Annotated in this window: 19 protein-coding genes and 3 pseudogenes; 13 read left to right on the forward strand and 9 right to left on the reverse strand. The window is 70.2% G+C overall.

Annotated features, from left to right (window positions below):
* Positions 1–5 precede the first annotated feature (5 nt).
* Positions 6–836 carry an alpha/beta fold hydrolase gene (locus tag ACJ9NR_RS20925; RefSeq protein ID WP_412493797.1) on the reverse strand — a complete coding sequence of 277 codons (831 nt, stop codon included), beginning with the start codon at positions 834–836 and terminating at the stop codon, positions 6–8.
* A gap of 49 nt (positions 837–885) precedes the next feature.
* Entirely contained in the window at positions 886–1,344 is a 459-nt protein-coding gene (locus ACJ9NR_RS20930; RefSeq protein WP_412493796.1) for a cupin domain-containing protein, read from the reverse strand.
* Between the two features lie 158 nt (positions 1,345–1,502).
* Here ACJ9NR_RS20930 and ACJ9NR_RS20935 point away from each other — a divergent pair, with 158 nt between their 5' ends.
* The 5 genes from ACJ9NR_RS20935 to ACJ9NR_RS20955 all read left to right on the forward strand — a co-directional run bounded on the left by ACJ9NR_RS20935 (position 1,503) and on the right by ACJ9NR_RS20955 (position 7,892).
* A complete protein-coding gene (locus tag ACJ9NR_RS20935; RefSeq protein WP_412493795.1) occupies positions 1,503–2,114 on the forward strand; it encodes a TetR/AcrR family transcriptional regulator in 612 nt (203 codons plus the stop codon).
* 147 nt (positions 2,115–2,261) lie between these two features.
* Positions 2,262–2,705 carry a PIN domain-containing protein gene (locus ACJ9NR_RS20940; RefSeq protein WP_412493794.1) on the forward strand — a complete coding sequence of 148 codons (444 nt, stop codon included), beginning with the start codon at positions 2,262–2,264 and terminating at the stop codon, positions 2,703–2,705.
* A gap of 654 nt (positions 2,706–3,359) precedes the next feature.
* Complete coding sequence (gene putP / locus ACJ9NR_RS20945) at positions 3,360–6,956, forward strand: sodium/proline symporter PutP (RefSeq protein ID WP_412493793.1); 3,597 nt, start codon at positions 3,360–3,362, stop codon at positions 6,954–6,956.
* 262 nt (positions 6,957–7,218) lie between these two features.
* The gene (locus ACJ9NR_RS20950) at positions 7,219–7,497 is read left to right on the forward strand and encodes a hypothetical protein (RefSeq protein WP_412493792.1); all 279 of its coding nucleotides are present in this window, start codon (positions 7,219–7,221) and stop codon (positions 7,495–7,497) included.
* Positions 7,494–7,892, forward strand: a complete 399-nt coding sequence (locus ACJ9NR_RS20955) for a type II toxin-antitoxin system VapC family toxin (protein ID WP_412493791.1) — start codon at positions 7,494–7,496, stop codon at positions 7,890–7,892. The genes ACJ9NR_RS20950 and ACJ9NR_RS20955 overlap by 4 nt, the downstream gene beginning before the upstream one ends.
* Here ACJ9NR_RS20955 and ACJ9NR_RS20960 read toward each other — a convergent pair.
* Complete coding sequence (locus tag ACJ9NR_RS20960; protein ID WP_412493790.1) at positions 7,874–8,122, reverse strand: hypothetical protein; 249 nt, start codon at positions 8,120–8,122, stop codon at positions 7,874–7,876. The two genes, ACJ9NR_RS20955 and ACJ9NR_RS20960, sit on opposite strands and share 19 nt — an antisense overlap.
* Before the next feature lie 550 nt (positions 8,123–8,672).
* Positions 8,673–9,705, reverse strand: a pseudogene (locus ACJ9NR_RS20965) (saccharopine dehydrogenase family protein).
* 101 nt (positions 9,706–9,806) lie between these two features.
* Here ACJ9NR_RS20965 and ACJ9NR_RS20970 point away from each other — a divergent pair.
* Positions 9,807–10,664, forward strand: a complete 858-nt coding sequence (locus tag ACJ9NR_RS20970) for a DJ-1/PfpI family protein (protein WP_412493789.1) — start codon at positions 9,807–9,809, stop codon at positions 10,662–10,664.
* A gap of 3 nt (positions 10,665–10,667) precedes the next feature.
* On the opposite strand, the pseudogene ACJ9NR_RS20975 reads toward ACJ9NR_RS20970, so the two are convergent.
* Positions 10,668–11,231 (reverse strand): annotated as a pseudogene (locus ACJ9NR_RS20975) (TetR/AcrR family transcriptional regulator); the annotation flags it as partial.
* 91 nt (positions 11,232–11,322) lie between these two features.
* Here ACJ9NR_RS20975 and ACJ9NR_RS20980 point away from each other — a divergent pair.
* From ACJ9NR_RS20980 to ACJ9NR_RS21010, 7 genes are all read left to right on the forward strand, one after another.
* A complete protein-coding gene (locus ACJ9NR_RS20980) occupies positions 11,323–12,222 on the forward strand; it encodes an SDR family NAD(P)-dependent oxidoreductase (RefSeq protein ID WP_412493788.1) in 900 nt (299 codons plus the stop codon).
* A complete protein-coding gene (locus tag ACJ9NR_RS20985) occupies positions 12,219–12,356 on the forward strand; it encodes a hypothetical protein (RefSeq protein WP_412493787.1) in 138 nt (45 codons plus the stop codon). Before ACJ9NR_RS20980 ends, ACJ9NR_RS20985 begins: the two co-directional genes overlap by 4 nt.
* 498 nt (positions 12,357–12,854) lie before the next feature.
* Positions 12,855–13,121, forward strand: a complete 267-nt coding sequence (locus ACJ9NR_RS20990) for a ribbon-helix-helix domain-containing protein (protein ID WP_412493786.1) — start codon at positions 12,855–12,857, stop codon at positions 13,119–13,121.
* The gene (locus ACJ9NR_RS20995; protein ID WP_412493785.1) at positions 13,118–13,561 is read left to right on the forward strand and encodes a PIN domain-containing protein; all 444 of its coding nucleotides are present in this window, start codon (positions 13,118–13,120) and stop codon (positions 13,559–13,561) included. Before ACJ9NR_RS20990 ends, ACJ9NR_RS20995 begins: the two co-directional genes overlap by 4 nt.
* Positions 13,562–13,961: 400 nt before the next feature.
* Complete coding sequence (locus ACJ9NR_RS21000) at positions 13,962–14,495, forward strand: hypothetical protein (protein ID WP_412493784.1); 534 nt, start codon at positions 13,962–13,964, stop codon at positions 14,493–14,495.
* Positions 14,496–14,859: 364 nt separating this feature from the next.
* On the forward strand, positions 14,860–15,327 hold the full coding sequence (locus ACJ9NR_RS21005; RefSeq protein ID WP_412493783.1) for a hypothetical protein: 468 nt from the start codon (positions 14,860–14,862) through the stop codon (positions 15,325–15,327).
* 48 nt (positions 15,328–15,375) lie between these two features.
* Positions 15,376–15,717, forward strand: a complete 342-nt coding sequence (locus ACJ9NR_RS21010) for a hypothetical protein (protein WP_412493782.1) — start codon at positions 15,376–15,378, stop codon at positions 15,715–15,717.
* 117 nt (positions 15,718–15,834) lie between these two features.
* Here ACJ9NR_RS21010 and ACJ9NR_RS21015 read toward each other — a convergent pair whose 3' ends face one another.
* The 4 genes and pseudogenes from ACJ9NR_RS21015 to ACJ9NR_RS21030 form a co-directional block, all read right to left on the reverse strand.
* The gene (locus tag ACJ9NR_RS21015) at positions 15,835–16,275 is read right to left on the reverse strand and encodes a lanthionine synthetase LanC family protein (RefSeq protein ID WP_412493824.1); all 441 of its coding nucleotides are present in this window, start codon (positions 16,273–16,275) and stop codon (positions 15,835–15,837) included.
* 30 nt (positions 16,276–16,305) lie between these two features.
* Entirely contained in the window at positions 16,306–17,271 is a 966-nt protein-coding gene (locus ACJ9NR_RS21020) for a thiopeptide-type bacteriocin biosynthesis protein (protein ID WP_412512770.1), read from the reverse strand.
* A gap of 39 nt (positions 17,272–17,310) precedes the next feature.
* A pseudogene (locus ACJ9NR_RS21025) lies at positions 17,311–18,519 on the reverse strand (lantibiotic dehydratase family protein); the annotation flags it as partial.
* A 125-nt stretch (positions 18,520–18,644) separates the two neighbouring features.
* On the reverse strand, positions 18,645–19,382 hold the full coding sequence (locus tag ACJ9NR_RS21030) for a CDP-alcohol phosphatidyltransferase family protein (protein ID WP_412493781.1): 738 nt from the start codon (positions 19,380–19,382) through the stop codon (positions 18,645–18,647).
* Positions 19,383–19,528: the final 146 nt, after the last annotated feature.

Below are 19,528 nucleotides of genomic sequence, written 5' to 3' on the forward strand. Positions count from 1 at the left end.
CCGGTTCAGTGGCCGGGCCGGCCGGTGGCGTGGGCGTCGGCGAAGTCCCATACGACGGGAAGGAGCCGCTCGGGGGTTTCGAGCTGGGGCAGGTGACCGGTGCGGTGCAGGAGCCGGAACCCGGCGTCCGGTATGGCCGCCGCGAACGCCCGCCCGTAGTCGGCGTCGACCACCTGGTCACTCTCGCCCCAGGCGACGAGGGCCGGCTGTGTGACCTTGGCCAGGCGCTCGCGCAGGGTGGGGTCGGCCATCGCGTGCGGGCCCGCATAGACCTTCAGCGCGGCCTGGTTGGCGGCCGCGACCGCCCGCTGCGCCTCGGAGAACGTGCTCGGGTCCACGGCGAACTTCGCGGGGTCGTGGAAGGCGAGCGCGGACAGTTCGGCGGGGGTCAGGGCGGAGGGGTCGGCGACGGGGTGGCCGGGGACGTGGATGCCCACGGCGTTGACGAGGACGACGCTGCTGACCCGGTGGCTGCGGAGCAGGCTGATCTCGGCGGTGATCCAGCCTCCTATGGAGTTGCCGACGACGGTGACGTCCGTCAGGTCGAGTTCGTCCAGCAGCCGTACGTAGATCTCGGCGAGGGTGGGAACGTCGGTCAGCCAGTCGGGCCGGGCGGTGCCGCCGAAACCGGGATGGACGGGGGTGATGACCCGGGCCGGCCGCTGCTCGGCGAGGAGCCCGGCGAACCCGGCGACGGTCTGCGGGCCGCCGCCACCGTGCAGCAGCAGGAAGGGGTGGCCCTGGCCCTGCTCGTCGACGGTGAGGTCGACGTCGCCGGAGTCGAGGGTGAGCGTGACGGTGCGGGTGGTACGGGTGGTGCGGGCCGGGCTGGTCATGGAGGTCTCCCAATCGGTTACTGGCGTACGGGGTCGGCGGCCTGGACGGTCAGGCGTAGTCGGTGGCGGGAACGGTGGCGTAACGGCTCATGGCCTGGACGGTCGCCTCGGGGGACAGCTCCCGGCCGCCGGCGATCATGTCCCGCAGATCGCGGAAGTACTGCACGTACAGGTCGGGCGTGAAGGTGTTGAGCATCACCGCGGGCTCGTCGCCGTGGTTGGCGAAGGTGTGCGGTGCGCCGGGCGGGATCATCGCGAGCGTGCCGGCCGGTGCGACGTGCGTCGTCTCGCCGACCGTGAAGTGCACGGTGCCGGAGACGACGTAGAAGCCCTCGTCGTGCTGGGCGTGGCGGTGCTGCGGCGGCCCCTCGGCGTGCGGGGCGAGGGTGATCTCGCCGATCCCGATCCGGTGACCGGTGGTGCTGCCGTCTTCCAGGATGCGGATCTGTGCCGGTCCCAGGCGGATGGTCTCGCCGTCGTCCGGGCCGACGACGGAAGCCGGTGTCATCGCAGTCTCCTTCGTGAGTGCCAACTCTCATGAAGAAGACTAGAGAGTCGGCCACCGTCATGCAAGTGCACTCTCATAAAGAGAGTTCACGATGATAAAGTGGCTGTGAACGGGACTCGTGACAGAGGGCGGAAAAGGGCAGGAAAGGGGACGCACCGATGGCGACGTCGATCGACACCGGCCGCAGCAACCAGAAGCGACGCACGCGTGCTGCGATCGTGGAAGCCGCGAGCGACCTCATCGCCGCCGGCGGCGAGGTGAGCATGCCCGCGATCGCGCGCGCCGCCATGGTCTCCGAGCCCACCGCATACCGGTACTTCCCCGACCTCCCCTCCCTGATCAGCGAGGCCCTGGCCGGCGCCTGGCCACCCCCCGCCGAGGCTCTCGCCCCGGTCGCGGACTCCACCGATCCCGCCGAACGAGTCGCCTTCGCCTGCGAGTTCCTGCTCCGCGGCATACTCCGGCGCGAGGGCGCGGTGCGCGCCATGATCGCGGCAACCATCACCCGCCCCGGGGCGGCGGCCGAGAGGCCCGGGATCCGATTCGGGCTGATCGACCACGCGCTCGCCCCTGTCGAGGAAACGCTGGCGGCGACGGACCCGGACGCCTTCGCCCAACTGAAGCGCGACCTCGCCGTGGCCGTCAGCGCCGAAGCCCTCTTCACCCTCACCGACCTGTGCGGCCTCGCTCCCGACGCCGCCGTCGCGAGCGCGGTACGCACGGCAACCACACTCACCGAGGCCGCGGTGCGCACCATCGCGCGGGGATGAGCCGGTACGGCGGCACCGGGCACCGCCCCGGCCGCTGTTCTCACGCACCTTCGAGGGGTCCGGGCGCACGCTGTCCAAGCCGGAGGTGCGCGACACGGTCACCGAGGCCGTCCGGCGTGAGACCGACTCGGGTCCCGGATCCGCCGCGTGATCATTGTCATCGCCGATACGTCCGACCTTCTGGCGGCCCTGGACTCGGCTCATCCGGAACACCAGGCGGCGAACGAGGCGATCATGGCGGCCGGCCTGCTGGTCATGTCCCCGCTCCTGCTGGCCGAACTGGATCACGTTGCGGCGCGCGAGCTCGGCAGGGAGGCCGCCCTCAGCGCGGTCGACGACCTGCGGCGCTGGACGAGACGTGGCCGTGTCGTCATGCCGGAGATCACGGACGACCACCTGGGCGCAGCCCAGTCCGTCCGTGTCCGTTACCGCGCGCTGGACCTCGACCTCGCCGACGCGGTGAACGTGGCGCTTGCCGCCGACTACGACACGGACGCGATGCTCACCCTGGACCGACGAGACTTCCGGGCCGTACGCCCGCTGGGCCGTTACGCAGCGTTCCGTGTACTTCCCGATGACCTCCCGCTCTGACGCAGTCGCCACAGCGGTCAAATGCCTGCTTCTACAAGGAGGTTGGGCACGGGCTGAGGGCTCGCCTCTGCTCGGCTGCGTGAAAGTGCGGGTCGCGCCACGCTGCGATGTGATGGGGGCGCCCCCTCAAGTGGTTCGCACCGTGGTTGACCGCCGTTGTCCGCTCTCAAGGGCACGGCTTGGGCACGGCATCGGGCGGTGCCGCCTGGTTGTCCGTTCTGTCGGCGGAGAGCCGTGCCGGACGGCATGTCCACCGAAGGACGTCCGGGCGAGCTTGCGTGTGCAATCGGCGACGTGGCGTAGACCAACGGGGAAACCGCATCGCATCCCGGCCAACGGCTCAGGACACCGGTGCGGGGTCCCGAAAGCACCGCCGGGTGGTGATAGGCGCAGCCGGCCGGAAAGGTCCGGTCAGGAATCTGTGGCCACATGGTCGCCGTGCCCGAACTCGCCACCTGAACCCCGCATCGTGGACGCACGGACGCACGGACGCACGGACGCACGGACGCACGGACGCACGGACGCGCACGGACGCACGGACGCACAGGTCGCTCCCCTACGACCGGGATCTGTACATTTATACGCCAGGGCATACGGGCTGCCAGGCGTGCCGACGGCCGCACCCGCCTTATGAACCTCGCAGGCGAGGACCCTATGTTGGACTTGAGTGCGCCGATCCTCACCACGTTCCTCATATACGTGGCTGCCATGATCGGAACAGGCGTCTGGGCGTACACCCGCACTCACACCTTCGCCGACTTCGCCCTGGGTGGCCGCAGGCTCAGCGCGTTCGTCGCCGCCCTGTCCGCCGGGGCCAGTGACATGTCCGGCTGGCTGTTCCTCGCGCTTCCCGGAGCGGTGTACGCGGCCGGCCTCGGCGCCAGCTGGATCGCTGTCGGCCTGGTGATCGGCACCTACCTCAACTGGCTGTTCGTCGCCCCCCGGCTGCGCACCTACACCGAGCGCGCCGAGAACTCCGTCAGCCTGTCGGCATACCTGGAGGAGCGGTTCGAGGACCGCACCCGGATGCTCCGGGTGGTGTCGGCTGCGGTCACCGTCGTGTTCTTCACCGTCTACGTGGCCAGTGGCCTGGTGGCCGGCGGGTTGCTGTTCAAGCAGGTCTTCGACACCCGTTTCGGGGTCGGGGTGACTCTGACGGCTTTGGTGATCGTCATCTACGCGTGCCTGGGCGGCTTCCTCGCCGTGAGCCTGACGCACGTCATGCAGGGCACCCTGATGTTCCTCGCCCTGCTCGTGGTCCCCCTGACCGGTGTCGCGGCGCTCGGCGGCTTCGGCGCGCTGCGCCAGGGCCTCGACGGCAAGGCGTCGCACCTGCTGGACATGGGGGCCCGGGTCGACTACGCGGACGGCCGGTGGTCGGCAGGCGGGTCGCTCGGCGCCGTGGCGACGGTCTCCTTGCTCGCCTGGGGCCTCGGCTACTTCGGCCAGCCGCACATCCTGGCCCGCTTCATGGGCATCCGCAGCACAGGTGCCATCCCCGCGGCCCGCCGTATCGGAACGGGATGGGTCATCGTCGTGCTCGCCGGCGCCACGCTCGTCGGCCTGGTGGGCATCGGGCGGCTCGGCACGCCGCTCAGCGACCCGGACACGGTGTACATCGCCCTGACCCAGACCCTGCTCACGCCGTGGATCGCCGGCGTGATGCTGATCGCCGTACTGGCCGCGATCATGTCGACCGCGGACAGCCAGCTTCTCGTGTCGTCCGTCGCCCTCACCGAGGACTTCTACCGCGCGCTTCTCCACCGGCGTGCCGGGGACAAGGCCCTGGTGTGGGTCGGTCGCGGCGCCGTCGTCGTGGTGATCCTGGTGGGCTATGGGATCGCGCTCAGGGGCGGCGGGCTGCTGGACATCGTGGCGCACGCCTGGGCGGGTTTCGGAGCCGCCTTCGGACCGGTCGTACTCCTCTCGCTGTACTGGCCGCGCATGACGTGGGCGGGGGCCATGGCCGGGATCGTGTCGGGCGCGGCCACGGTCCTGCTCTGGAAGGAGATCAACCCGCTGCTCGGACCGCTCGAGTCGGGCATCTACGAAATGGTCCCGGGCGTACTGGTCGCCACGGTCGCCGCACTGGTCTTCGGCAGGTTCGTCGGCCGACCACCGAAACGGGCCTTCTGGCGGATGCCGGGCGGGGGGACGAGCCAGCTGATGGGCACTCCCTTTCTCACTCACGCACCGGTCGGCATGGCCGTCCTGGACACGGATCTGCGCTACGTCTGGGTGAACGAGCCACTGGACCGCCTCATCCCCCTCGAGCAACGACTGGGGCGGCACGTGAGGGAGGTACTGCCGAGGCCGGAGGCGGAGGTGTTCGAGGAGCAGATGCGCAAGGTTCTCGAGACCGGCACCCCGGTGCTGGACCACGAGTACCGCGGTCCCAGTTACACCGACCCCGACCGCATGCGCGCGTGCTCCGCCTCCTTCTTCGGCATGAAGGACCGCAAGGGCCGGTACGTCGGCATCTCGTACATGGTCGTCGACGTCACCGAGCGCTGGCGGGCCCAGGAACGCCTGGCCCTGCTGAACGACGCGGGCGCGCGTATCGGCAGCACGCTGGAAGTGACGCGGACCGCGCAGGAACTGGCGGACGAGGCGGTCCCGTCCGTCGCCGAGTTCGTCGCCGTCGACCTGCTGGACGCGGTCATGAGGGGCGAGGAGCCGGCCCCCGGGCCGGTGGGCATGACGCCCGTCATACGCCGCGCGGGCCAGCAGTCGGTGCGGGAGGGCTGCCCGGAGGCGAGCCTGGCCGTGGGCGAGACGGTCCGGCGTGCCCCCTTGTCGCCGGTGACCCGGTGCCTGCTGGAGAGCACCACCCTGGTGGAACCCGTCCTGGACCTCTCCTCCAGCGCCTGGGTGACCGAGGACGAGTCACTGGGCGCCAACCTCCGCGATTTCGGCTTCCGCTCGCTGATGGTGGTTCCGGTGCGGGCGCGCGGCACCACCTTGGGCGTGGCGACGTTCGCCCGCACCGGGCGTACGGGCCCCTTCGAGGACGACGACGTGCGGCTCGCCGAGGAACTCGTCTCCCGTGCGGCCGTCGCCGTCGACAACGCCCGCCGCTACACCCGCGAGCGCACCGCGGCCCGCTCCATGCAGCGTTACCTGCTCCCTCAGGAGCTGACCGGAGGCTCCGCCCTGGAAGTGGCGTCCTGGTACCTGCCCGCGGATGCCCCCAGCGGTGTGGGCGGCGACTGGTTCGACGTGATTCCGCTCTCCGGAGCCCGGGTCGCGCTGGTCGTCGGGGACGTCGTCGGACATGGCATGAACGCGGCGGCGACCATGGGGCGCCTGCGCACCGCGGTACGGACGCTCGCCGACCTGGACCTCCCCCCGGACGAACTGCTGGCCCATCTGGACGACCTGGTCATCGGCCACATGGGGGAGCAGGGCGGCGAGGAGTCGGCGGCCGACGACGGGACCGCCGGCGCCGCGTTCCTGGGGGCCACCTGCCTGTACGCCGTGTACGACCCCGTCAGCAGACGGTGCACGCTGGCCCGCGCCGGCCACCTCCCGCCTGTGATCGTCGGCCCGGACGGCACCGCCGACGTCCTCGACCTGCCCGCAGGACCACCCCTCGGGCTCGGGTACCTCCCCTTCGAGTCCATCGAGGTGGAGCTGGCCGAGGGCAGCCTCATCGCCCTCTACACGGACGGCCTCATCGAGACGTTCGACCGGGACATCGACGTAGGGCTCATTCGGCTGGGCGACGCCCTCGCGGTGTGCGGGAAGGCCCTTGAGGAGATCGGCATGGGCGCGGTCGACGCCCTGTTGACGGGTCCGCCGTCCGACGACGTGGCCCTGCTCCTCGCCCGGACCCGCGTCCTGGCCCCGGACCAGGCGGTCTCATGGCACCTGCCCAGCGATCCGGCCGCCGTCGCGGACGCCCGCGGCCTCGCCGTCCGGCAGCTGTCGGAGTGGGGCATGCTCGATCTGGCCTTCACCACGGAGCTCATCGTCAGCGAGTTGGTCACCAATGCCATCCGCCATGCGACCGGACCGGTCTCCCTCCGCCTGGTCCGGGACCGCGGCCTGATCTGCGAGGTCTCCGACGCCAGCAGCACTTCACCGCGCCTGCGCCACGCCCGTACCACCGACGAGGGAGGCCGGGGCCTGCTGATCGTGGCCCAGCTCGCACAGCGATGGGGCACGCGGTACACGGCGACCGGCAAGATCATCTGGACGGAGCAGGTCATACCCGCCGACACGGTTGCCCAGCGTGGTCCTACGGCATGAGGAGGCGACAGCCTGGCTGGGCGGCCACATCAACGAGCTTCTCGGCACTGACCCGTTCGCCGAAGCGGCGACCGGCCACAACGCCGACTCCGGCGCGAAATCCCAGCCGGACTCGACGACACGGACCGGTGGCACCCGTTTCCCGGGGATCTCGCACTCCGCTCCCGGCACAGCGGCCTGTGTGGAGCGCGCGTGCTGCCGGCAATGGGGCGAGCACAGGTCGGCGGCTCACAATAGCATTTCCAATGGCATAATAGGGGTCATGGCTGACGACGATGGCTTCCCCCCCGGTGACGGCCCAACCAGTGGCATCTCCGTCACCTTGACCACCGGCACCTTGCAGGCAATCCGCGAGCGGGTCGGCAAGCGTGGCGTCTCGGCCTATCTGGAGAAGGCGGCTCAGCGGCAGATCGAGCGGGACAACCTGGATGAGCTGATCGCCGAATTCGACAAGGTGCACGGTCCGGCCGATCCGGAGGCGGTGGCGGCCAAGCGCACCCGACTCACGGGCGGTACCGCGGGCGCCGGGGCGGCCGCGTGACCGGTTGCCTGGTGCTGGACAGTGAGGGTCTGGCGAAGGCCGTGCAGCGCGACCGGGAGGTCCACGAGTGGCTTACGGCAGCCCGTGAGGCGGACCTGCCGGTTGTCACGTCGGCGGCGGTGCTCGTCGAGGTCATCCATCCGAAGGTCAACGAAGCCGCGTTGAAGTGGACGCTGTCCCGGCTGCGCGTGGAGCCGGTCACGCAGGCAGTCGCACACTCTGCCGCTGCCCTGCTGCGGACCGCCGGTCTCCACGGTCACACCTACGCCATCGACGCCATGCTGTGCGCGACCGCGCTGCAGCATCCCGGCCGGGTGACGATCCTGACCTCCGACGTCGAGGACGTCGGACTGCTCACCGCCGATCACCCACGCGTTCAGGCCGAGAAGGTTTGAACGCGGCGTCCCTGGATGCTCACGTGCCGACAGCCGATGCGAACGTTCCCCGCACGGTTCTGTGCACGCTGCCGCGAACCAGGCAGGCCGACAGCGGATACCGCCATGCCCATGATCTCGCGGCGAGCCAGTCGGGGTACCGCTGCCAGCCGCGGGTTGATGTCGCGGCCGACTGCGGTGGTGGCTTCGAGCAGAGCACGCCATGCCGTGGTGACGAGGGCATTGCTCAAGACCCGTGGATCGGCAAGCCCGCCATACGTTGCAAGGTCGACGGTCGCAGCTTTGGGGCGGTTGCGTATGGACAGGACCGATGCGGCCCGCACAGCCGGCCGGCCTCCGGCATCGGGACGCCGACCTTGAGGACTTGGACCTTGAGGACTTGCCCGGGTGGAGCTGGCCGAGGCCCGGGCCGTCCCTGCCTCGGCGGGTCCGGGACGACCTCGCAAGGTGGGATGTTGACGCTCGACGGCACCGGTGACGCCACTGTGCACGAAGGCGTCACGGCCGGGTAGAGCAAAGACATTCTCCCGGTACCCAGGCGCGTCATCACCCCTCACCTGGCGTGGCGTCCAAGGCGCCGAACGCCGCCGCTCTGTTGTGAGACATCGAGGCCGGGGCCTCCTTGGGCATCCGTCCGGCACCCGCGCGACCGCCAATACGAGCATCGGGGCCCACACCGCTCGGATTGAGAGTCGCCGAGCCCGTTCGAGGCGGTTGTTCGAGGGACGAAGACGCGCCGCAACCGCGGCACCCCGGCGCACGGTGTGGACGGCCCGCGCGCTAGGGACGCAGTTCCAGAGAGATGTGTGAGGACAGCGCGCGGAGGAAGTCGGGCGCGTCGAAGATCTCGCCGGCCGAGGCGACGCCGACCGTCCTGGTCCGTCCGGTGAGGATGCGGTCAACCGCTTCCACCGCGAGCGGCGCGGTGACCGCGTAGATGTCCTGGCCCCTCGCCACGGCGCGCCGCTCGGCGCCGCCGGAGCGGACGACGACGTCGACGAGGAAGGTCTGTGCGGACCGGCCGCGCTCGTCGACCGCGGTCGGCGCCGGTGTGTCCGGGGCCGCCAGATCACCGGCCGCCTCGGTGGTCATGCAGGTGCGGACCTCAGGGACGGCCAAGTGGCTGGGGACGGTGACGACGTCGGCCATCGTGAACTCCCCGATGACGGTCCGGGGGCCCATCGGGTCGGGGAACGGCCACTTCAGGGTGGGCAGGGCGTCGTCGTGGTACTCCAGCCGCCCGTTCGTGTAGCGGACACGCCGCCCGTTCCGCCGCTCCCCGGAGACCTTGCCCGCGGCGCGGGTCCCCTCCGTGGGATGCCAGTTGTTCAGCCCGTACGCGACGTGCACCTCGTCGGCGCCGGTCCAGTCGCCCATCGCCGCGGTGGCAAGCAGGTCGCCGAGGCCGCCGTAAAAGGCCATCGCGGGGACGACCGCCACTCCCGCGGCGCGGGCGCGGTCCGCGAAGTGCGCGAACGTGTCGGCGTTGGCCTCGATTTCAGCCGCCACGTCCACGTACGGGATCCCGGCGCGCAGTGCCGCCTCGATCACGGGGGGCGGCGGTCGTGGCGAACGGGCCGGCGCAGTTGACGACAGCGGCGGCACCAGCCAGTGCGCGGTCGAGCGAGGCAGGGTCGTCGACCGATGCCGTACGGGCCTTGAGTCCGGGATGAGACGCTGCCAGCTCCCGCAGCTTGCCGGTGTCGCGGCCGGAGAGGGCCGGCGTGAACCCGCGCTCGCGCAGGTGTGCCACCACGAACCGCCCAGTGTGCCCATACGCGCCGAACACCGCCACCGTCTGCCCTGATCCCATGGTTCTTGCCCTCGCACTCGGACGATCAACTGCGGTCATCCTGCCGGGGTGGGTACCCCGCCACCAGTGTCTGGAACGACATGATCCATACGATTACGGACATGAGTTCTGTCTCGCTGGCGGTCACCGACGGGGTGCTGCACTTCGAACTGTCCTTGGCCTACGAGGCCTTCGGCGCCGCCCCGGCCGGAGTGGCGGGCCCCTGGTACGACCTTGACGTCTGCGGAGCGGACGCCGTGCGGTTCGGCCGGTTCTGGCTGGAGCCCGACCACGGGCTCGACCGGCTCCGGAGCGCCGACACCGTGATCGTCCCCGGCTGGGCCGACATCGACGAGGACCCGCCCATCGACCTGGTGGACGCGGTGCGCGCTGCCCACGAGGCGGGGGCGCGCGTGGCCTCCCTGTGCACGGGCGCCTTCGTGCTGGCCGCGGCAGGCTTGCTGGACGGCAAGCGCGCGACCACGCATTGGGCGCACACCGACGCCCTGGCCGCCCGCCATCCCGGGGTGGAGGTCGACCCGGACGTGCTCTACGTGGACAGCGGCAGCGTGCTCACGTCCGCAGGCAAGGCCGCCGCGCTGGACCTGTGCCTGCACCTCGTCCGCCTCGATCACGGCTCGTCCGTCGCCAACGCCGCCGCTCGCCGGCTGGTCGTGCCGCCACACCGCGCCGGCGGCCAGGCCCAGTTCGTCACCACGCCGGTGCCCGCCCGGGACGATCACCCGCTTGCCGCCCTGTTTCCGTGGGCCGTGGAGCGCCTCGACCAGCCGCTGACGGTGGAGGACCTTGCGCGCCGGGCGCGGATGAGCTCGCGCAACCTCAGCCGCCACGGTCGACTACTCGATACCGACCCCACGCTCCTGGCTGCAACATGTAAGGGGCGTGGTGCCCAGATCGCCGGTGAGGTAGTGCTGGACGACGGGTGCCAGGCAGGCGATCAGGGCGTTCCGGTCCAGTGAGGCGAGCGGCTCGACGCGCAGCACGTATCGGGCCGTGGCGATGCCCAGGAGTTGGGCTCCGGTGAGGTTGGCGCGCAGTTCGGGTTGCTCGCTGCCGATGCTCTCGGCGATGGGCAGCATGACCTCGTCGGTCATGAACGTGGCGATCATGGCTGACGCGCTGGGGGCCGCGGAGGCGCCGCGCACGATGGCCAGCAGCCGGTTGCCGGTCTCGGGTTCCTCCCAGAGTTCGAGGTATCGCCGGGTGAGGCGTTGGCCGAGGTCGGCCGGGTCGCCGTTGCGGGCCAGCGCGACAAGGCCGCTGGTCGGGGGGTTGACCCGGAGAGCTGTGGCGAAGAGCTCGTTCTTGCTGCCGAAGAAGTGCAGTACGAGGGCGGGGTCGACGCGCGCGGAGTCGGCGATGCGCCGGATCGTGGTGGCGTCGTATCCGTGCTCTGCGAAGGCGTGTTGGGCCGCGGTGAGGATCGCTTCGCGGGTCTGCGTCGTGCCTGGCCTGCGGCCGCCTGGCCGTCGAGGGCGGCCGGCCTGTCCAGTGTCGGTTCGGTCCACCGGGCCAGCGTAGTTCATCGACGTTGAATTCTTCTTGCCCGGTTCCGTTGAACTCCTCTACGCTGAGTTCAACAGTGATGAATTATTTGCTGGTAGCAGGAGGTGCTACATGCCAACGGCAGTGATGATCACAGGAACGTCCTCGGGAATCGGTCGCGCGGCGGCCCTTGCCCTGGCGGGCAGGGGATTCGACGTTTTCGCCGGGGTGCGCAGCAACTCCGACGGCGAGGCACTGCGAGCCGGATCGGGTGGGCGAATCACCCCGCTGATCATCGATGTGACCGACCCGGAGCTCATTGCGCGGACGGCGAGGGACGTGGAGGAGTCGACTGGCGGCGCGGGGTTGGCCGGACTGGTCAACAATGCCGGCATCGGGGCGCCGTGGCCGATGGAACTCGTCCCTCTGGAGGAGTTCCGCCGCCACCTTGAGGTCAACGTGACCGGTCAGCTGGCAGTCACCCAGGCGTTCCTGCCGATGGTCAAGCGGGCGCGGGGGCGGATCGTCAACGTCGGCTCCGAGGGCGGCCGCATCACGCTGCCGTTCCTGGGCCCGGTGACCGCAGCCAAGCACGCCCTGGTCTCGGTCACCGACGCCCTGCGCATGGAGTTGCGGCCCTGGGGTGTCCACGTGGCGCTGGTCGAGCCAGGGGCCACCAAGAGCGACGCGCCCGGCAAACTCGTGGGCAGCGGTCGGCGTGCGATCGCCGAATCCTTCACGCCCGCCGGGCGGTCCGACTACGCAGAGCCCTTCGGGCAGGCGATCGACCGCATCGCGGCCGGCCATGACCGGCAGGGCAGTCCGCCGGAGGTGATCGCACGGGCCGTAGTGCGCGCGCTGACCGACCGACGGCCGAGGACCCGCTACCCGGTCGGCGGGCACGCCAAGCTACTCACCCGCCTCGGGCGCCTGGCGCCCGACCGTGTGATGGACATGCTGTTCCTGCACACGCTGGGGTTGCCGCGGCAGTTCGGCGCCCGCCAAACAGACACGGACGGAGCGTGGGCATGACGAGCGGGTTGCCCGTGGAACGGGTCGTGGCCCTCGACCAAGAATTCGGCCGGATGGCGGTCGAGGCCGGCGAACATACGCTGGGACTGCCTGGCCTGACTCTGCGGGAGAAGGCGTTCACGCGTCTGGGATGACGGGCGGATGCGCAGCGGGGAACCGGTCCAGGTGAACGCTGGTCATCTGCCGCCTCAGCTCGCGCAACTGAGCGATGGCGGCATCGCGTTCCGCCTCCTGCTGAGCCCGCTCCGCCTGACGTCGTGTCCGGTCCAGTTGCGCGGCCGACGGGGCGACCGTACGAGACCGTGTCGTACGCCGTGTATGGGTGCCCCGTCGATTGCCGCTGAGGGAACTCGACGCGTAGAAGGGGCCGAGTCCGGTCGACATCCTGGCGCCGCCGCTGCCCACGCTGAGCCTCGCCGCACGTGGCCCGATCGAGGTGCGCACTCCACGAGTGGAGACTCGCACCCTCATCCCAGGCACACCGACACGGAAACCGAACCCCATGGAGTACCCCTCTCTCCAGGACCAGTCTGGCACCGGGACGCGGCCTGGGAGGTGTGCTGGGCTGTCCTCGGCAGGGGCACGGGAAAGGTGAGGATACATCATTCCGACACATGGACTACTCTTGGTACATGTCCATGAAGCGCACCAACGTCTACGCCGACCCCGAGGACCTGGCGATCATCAAGGAGGCCGCCAAGCGCCGAGGTGTGAGCGAGGCCGAGATCATCCGCCAAGGCATCCATCTCGCGGCCATGGCGAACAGGGTCTGGGACGAGCCGCTGTTCTCCCGCACTTTCGAGGGGCCGGGGCGCACGCTGTCCACGGCGGAGGTCCGCGACGCGGTCGCCGAGGCCGTCCGGCATGAGGCCGGCTTGGATTCCGGATCCGCCGCGTGATCATTGTCATCGCCGATACGTCCGGACTTCTGGCAGCTTTGGACTCGGCTCATCCGGAACACCGGGCGGCGAATGAGGCGATCATGGCGGCGGGCCTGCTGGTCATGTCGCCGCTCCTGCTGGCCGAACTGGATCACGTGGCGACGCGTGAGCTCGGCAGGGAGGCTGCCCTCGGTGCGGTTGACGACCTGAGGCGTTGGATGAGCCGGGGGCGTGTCGTCATGCCGGAGATCACGGAGGACCATCTGGGCGCCGCCCAGTCTGTCCGGGTCCGCTACCGGGCACTGGACCTCGACCTCGCCGACGCGGTGAACGTGGCGCTCGCCGCCGACTACGACACGGACGCGATCCTCACCCTCGACCGTCGGGGCTTCCGGGCGGTACGCCCGTTGGGCCATCACAAGGCGTTCCGGGTGCTCCCCGATGACCTCCCGCTCTGACAGGCGCCTGGAGGGGCAAGTGCCCGCTCCTGCAAGGGACTTGTGTGCCGCCCGCAACCAAGCGCGTGCGGGACGGGTGTCCGCAACCTCCCAAGGGCGGTGGACTGAGGGCTCGATTCCACCTCAGTGACGCGAAAGCGCGGGTCGGCGTCACGCTGCGACGTGATGGGGGTGCCTGGTAAGGCGCTCGTGCCCTCTGCGTGCCCGATCTCGGGAGTACGGGAGTACTCGTCGGACGGCGGCGACGGCTCCCCAGAGAAGTAAGCCCCAGGCCGCCGACCTGAGAAGCCGTATCCCAACCGAACGTGATCGCTTGATTTCCGCTGGCCAGGCATGGTCTAGCTCGGAATGAGGGAGGCATGCGGCGTCTTGTTTCGGCTCCGTGGTCGAGGGGTGCGCGATGGCGTCGGTGCTGGGAATGCTGGAGGAGCGGGAGACGGCGGCCCGGGTGCGGGTGGAAGGACTGCGGGAGGAAGTCGCGCGGCTGGCTGGGGTGTTGGAGGCCGCGGAGATCGAGCTGGACCGGCGGGTGATCGCGCGGGAGGAGCTGGTGGAGGCCCTGGCGGCCTCGGCTGCCGAGACCACCGCCGTGACCGAGGCCGAGGCGGAGGCGGAAACCGTGTCCTCGCCCGCGCCGGTGCCGGGCTCGATCGTGCCGCCGTGGCTCAAAGGCCTGCCGGTGACGGTGCTGGCGCCGGACTACCAGCGGATTCTGGGCGTGCTGGAGGAGCGGCAGCCCGCGGGCCAGGGGCCGCTGAAGGCCAGGGAGATCACCCTTCGGCTGGGCTTGGAGACAACGTCGGCGAAGGTCGAGGGGGTGCGCTCGAAGGCCCGGCGTCTGGCGGAGCGCGGGTGGCTGGTGCAGGAGACGTCCGGGGCATTCAGCGTCGGCCGGCGGCCCGTGGCCGGGCCAGACGCCGGCTCATCCGGGTGACCATCGACCACCGGATCAATCCGGGCCTGACTGAGCGGGACTAACAGGAGTGGGTCATCGCCCGCTCACTGGTCGGTGAGGTACTGGCCCCCGTGGAAGAGACCGGGCAGGGCCACGCCCAGGGCGATCGGACAGCAGCGGCCGCGGAGGGGCAGTCCGAGGGAAAGCCGTCGGCGGCGAAGCCGCAGGTGCCGGTGTGATGTGAGGGGCTGGCCTGGCCGGTGCTGTGATTCCTGCGCCTTGACAGCCTGACAAGTATTGAGATTGACGGTGTGCAGTCAGCGATGAAACGTTGAAGCAGCGTCACCAATGAGGCGCTTCACACCAACTCCCCGCTGACCACGGGGAGAACAGAGGGGAACACATGCTTCACAACACTTCCGTCAAGGCAGCACTGTCTGCTACTGCCGTCATATCGGCCCTGCTGATCCCGGCAGCCGGTTCCGCGTCCGCCGCGTCCCACGCATCCGGGCAGAGTGTCACAGCACGGGCCGACAGCTTTGATGCCAAGTGCAGGAGCCACAGCCGCACCTACATCCTGAAGAAGTACTACCGAGGGCCCCAGTTCTTCACCCTGCGCTGTGGTACCAGCACGTGGGGCTGGAAGCACATCAAGGCGCGGCACGGCTGGAACAGCACGATGGACCGGAAGATAGACGCTGCCATCTGGTCCGGGGACCCCAATGGCCGCGGTGGTTACTCTACCTACCTCAATCAGTGCCCGCGGGTGGAGAAGTTCCGCACGATCATCGGTACTCCGGCCGGGACCAACGACCTCCTGACGGCGTACAAGGTCGATCAGCCGGCCGTCGCCGGTGCTGCTCGCTGCTGAACGCGGTGTCGGGGCGTGGGCCGAGATGAAAGAGGGTGGTTGCCCCCTATGGAGGAACAGACACCAGCCGAGCAGGCCCTGAGTCGCTCGTACGTCACCGCTGACGGACTACGTTTCGACGTCACCAAGATGTCGGTCGAACACCATCCAGACCGCAGCGCGACGTTGACGTACTGGCTGACGGTAGGCCGCCATGGCCACCCGGATGAACGTTGGGTGGTCGCCCTCCCCTGGGACGACAAGTCCTGGGTGGATGTGCTCACCTCGCCCGCGCCCCCTCCCGACCGACTGCGGCAGCTCGTGCACCTCGTCCATGCTCATCTGGAAGAGTGGTGGGACACGAAGGGACACAACCGGCAGTCGGCGAAGATGGGACGGCGACTTACCTGACCCTCTCGCACCCGATGCCGGCGCGGGTATGTGGGTGTCATGGCTCCGACTGACCGGCACGCAGCAGCCTGCTGCCGAAAGACCTGCCGGGCGAAGACGCGGGCATCCTCGATGGCCTTACGCGACATCGGCGACGGTCATCCCCTTCGCGCGGCGGCGGACGACGCGAGCGCAGTCGACCGGCCGGCGGTGCAGCAGGAGGGCACCGAGCCCGGTCAGGCCGCGGAACAGGTCGTACTCGGCGAAGTCGGCGTAGTGGCCCTGGTCGATGCGCGCGTGGGCAGCGGCGAGGCGGCGGCGGGTGTGTGCGGCGACGATGTCGTCCAGCGCGTGCAGGGCTCCGATGTAGCGGTCGCTGTCGGCGGCGGCCAGGTGCAGGACGTACGTCATTGCGGGTGCGCCGAGGAACAGGCTGGCATCGTCTCCGTCGATCAGGGTGCCGACGGCGGCGAGTTGCCGGTGTACGGACTGCCATGGGGCGAGCCGGCGCCGGGCTCGTTCGATGTGGAGCAGGGTGATGCCGAGAGGGCCGTGCGCGAGGGACTGCCGGGTGGCCAGGTCGGCCTCGGGCGCGGGTGGGGCGGGTGGTCACCGCGAGGCTCCTTCGGTGCGGGTGATCCAGCACAGTGCGGCGGCGCGGGCGAGGCGGCGGCAGGTGGCTTCGCCGTCGGGGTCGATGCCGGCGGTGCGGTTGTGGTGCATGTGCAGCAGGGATGGCAGTACGGCGGCTGGGTCGGCGCCGCTCGCATCGAGGGCCTGGCGGTAGGTGGCCAGGGCGCCTCGGCGCAGAGCCCACGTTGTGCCGACGTAGGCGCCGTCGGGCAGGCACCGCAGGGCGGCGTGGTCGGGGTCCGGGGTGCTGAGACGGATGGCCGTGGTGAGTACGTCACGGGGTGCGGGGGTGCCGTCGTTCTTCAGGAGGTTGGTCGCGAGCCATGCCCGGCTGTCTGCGGGTGAGCCGAGGAAGGCGTCGGCGATGTCCACAAAGCTGGTGGCGGTGACGGCAGGCAGCAGCTGATCGGGGATGGGCAGGGCCATCTGCGCGAGGGCGGCGGCGGAGTCGGCGGCGAAGAGTCGTTCGGCGGCCTTCAGGACGGTGCCGGTGCCGTAGCGGCCGGTCTCCGGCTCGTCGGTGTCCCATTGCACGCGTTGGATCAGGCCCTCGGCGCGTAGCTCGCTCGCCCACGCGGCGACGCGCTGTGCGGCATCGCCGAGAGCGTGTGGGCCAGGCAGGCGGAGCCGCAGTCGCAGGTGGCAGTCGGGGTCGGCGTAGCGGGTGAACCACCAGTCCGGCTCCTCGGCTCCCCAGCCGCTCAGCAACCGCGGCAGGTGGGTGGTCAGCACCTCCGGCGCGCGGTCGGCGTTGCCGTACAGCTTGAGGTACGCCCACTCGCTCGCGCCCGGTATCCGGCCGGAGGTGCGGCTCACCACGGTCGCGGTCCGGGAGATGGGCGTGGGGGTGGGCGGCTGGTCGGCGGCGAAGGGCACGGTGATCTCATGCGCGCGTCCCACCCAGCCGAACGCGCTCTCCGGAGGCGCCTCGTGCAGCACCACCGTTCCGTTTCGGTCCAGCTCGGCCTCAAGGAGTTGGACGTGGGCGGGGAGGTCGAGGTCCAGGCGCAGCCGTTGGTCGTCGCTGCCGACGTAGACGGTGCGCGGCACGCCGTAGCGGATGCGCCAGTCGGTGACGCGGAAGGCCCAGTTGTCCCCGCCGAGGTCTCGGGCGCGAAGTCGCCAGCACGCGGCGGACAGGATGGTGCGGCCGACGCGCACTTCGGGCAGGAACGGCAGTTGGGCTGCCGCGCCCCAGGCGAAGGGCAGCAGGACCGCGGCGTGTGAGCGGTGTAGTTCGCACACGAAGCGGACCAGTGGGTGAGTGGCGTTGGCGAGTTCCACGGCGTTCATGACCGACGGCTCGATGAGCTGGCCGGTGGCAAGCTGCACCAGGTACAGGCACTGGGAGTCGGCGACGACGCCGAGGTCATCCAGGTCGAGGGTGGCGTGCGGGTTGTGCTCGCTGAGGGACAGCACGTTCGGTACGACAGCCGGGGCGCGTGCGACGTTGTACGTCGGCAGCCGCAGCGGCGGGCTGGAGACCTGGCCTCGGATGGCGCCGGCGGTGAGCGTCGGCAGGTCGGCGTACGCGGCGGTCATCCGCTCCTTGTCGGGTCGCTCCAGCATGGTCAGGAAGCGGCCGGTAGTCGTGCCGGCCGCGAGGGAGAGCCCGGCCGTGCTCAGGGCGAACCGGCAGCGCTCCAGGTCCTTCAGGGAGGGCGACAGCACGGTGAAGCACAGTTCGACGTGCGCGGGAACCTGGTCGGGCTCGCCGAGGGACAGCACCTGGATGTCTTCCTCGCTGAGGACGATCTCGCGCTGGTCGTTGAGGGCTGCGTGTTGGGCGAGGGCGAGAAGGTGTTCGTCGCGGCGGGTCGTGGCCAGCACTGGGCGCTTCAGGACCGTCCCGCGGTAGCCGACTGGAAAGCCGAGTCCGGTGTCCGGGTCGGTGAGGTCACGCAAGGGGACGATGGCGCCCATGCTGTAGCGCTCAAGGAACCGCGCTCGGTAGTCATTCCAGGCCGGGGAGCCGTTCGGGTACGGCGTGATCCGGGCCATGACCTCCAGGGCGCGCTCCGCCTCAGGGGTCACGATCTCCGGGAGGACGATGTCGCAGTCGGGCCGTAGGTTGATGACCAGGGTGCGGTCCGTGATGCCGGTGAGGGCATTCATCCTCGCGTTGGCCTGTGCGCGGAGAGAGTGTTGGTGGTCCAGTGCGCCGCTGTTGTGGGCGGTCAGGGGCGCGCGATGGTCTGTAAGCGATCACCGTCGAGATCATCGTCCGCGGCCAGCGTCTAGTCGTGGCACTCGCCGCCCCGCGAGGTAGACGAGCACCATGCACGGTACGCCCCCCAGCCCGTCCGCCCAGAAGATCAAGAACCATGTCGCCTTCCTGCACGGAGCCCAGGTTGAGCAGACGCAGGACGGTAGGGAGAGGCGCTGGGGTGAACCCGCCGGAGCCGGCGCAGGCCGATGAGGGCCTGAAGAGCGGCCGCAGGGCGCAGCAGGCTTGGGCGGGGCCGGTCGGGCATGGCGCCCCGGCTGATGCCGACGGCGGTCATCGCCGCGACCGGCACGGTCCAGGCGGCGACGGCCGCTACCCGCAGCGTTCGGCTGGGCTCGTACCGGATCGCCAGCCAGGTCCAGTACGCGGCGTCGGCCAGGGAGTCGGCGTAGTCACCGAAGGGGGTCACCGTGGTCAGGCGGCGGGCCAGATGACCGTCGGCCAGATCGAGTGCGATGGCTACCAGGCCCGACCAGCGGCGCGCCCCCAGGGCAGTGGCAGGGAGATTTCCCCGGACCAGAGAGAGGGCGTCGGCCGGCGCGAGCCGGTCGCGGTGCTCCAGTAGCCCCAGATGCAGGACGACCAGGGTCCAACTGGTCAGGACCCATCGCTGCCCTGCGCGATCTCGTGCGAGCACGAGGAGGACGCTGTGCACGGCAGTGGCCTCGGCGAGCGCCCGGGGACGGAGGGATGCCTGCCGTACGGACCGGCGGGCTGCCGCCGACAGGAACCGCCCGAGGGCGCGAGGTCTCCAGTGGTCCTGTCGCAGCATGCGCAGCAGGGCGTCCGTCGCGGCGCGACTGCTGGGCAGATCTGACAGGGACACCTTGATCGGTCCTTCCGCGCGTTCGCCGACGCCGACCGGGCCCACCTTATGGAAGCCGGCCGTCAAGAAACGTGAGCGCGCTCACCGATGCGCCGACGGGTCGGTCGTAGCGTCGTGGTCGGAGAAGCCCAGAGCAACGTGGACGA

Origin of the sequence: Streptomyces sediminimaris (genome assembly GCF_047049295.1) — a bacterium.
In the GTDB taxonomy this organism is placed as follows: Bacteria; Actinomycetota; Actinomycetes; order Streptomycetales; family Streptomycetaceae; genus Streptomyces; species Streptomyces sediminimaris.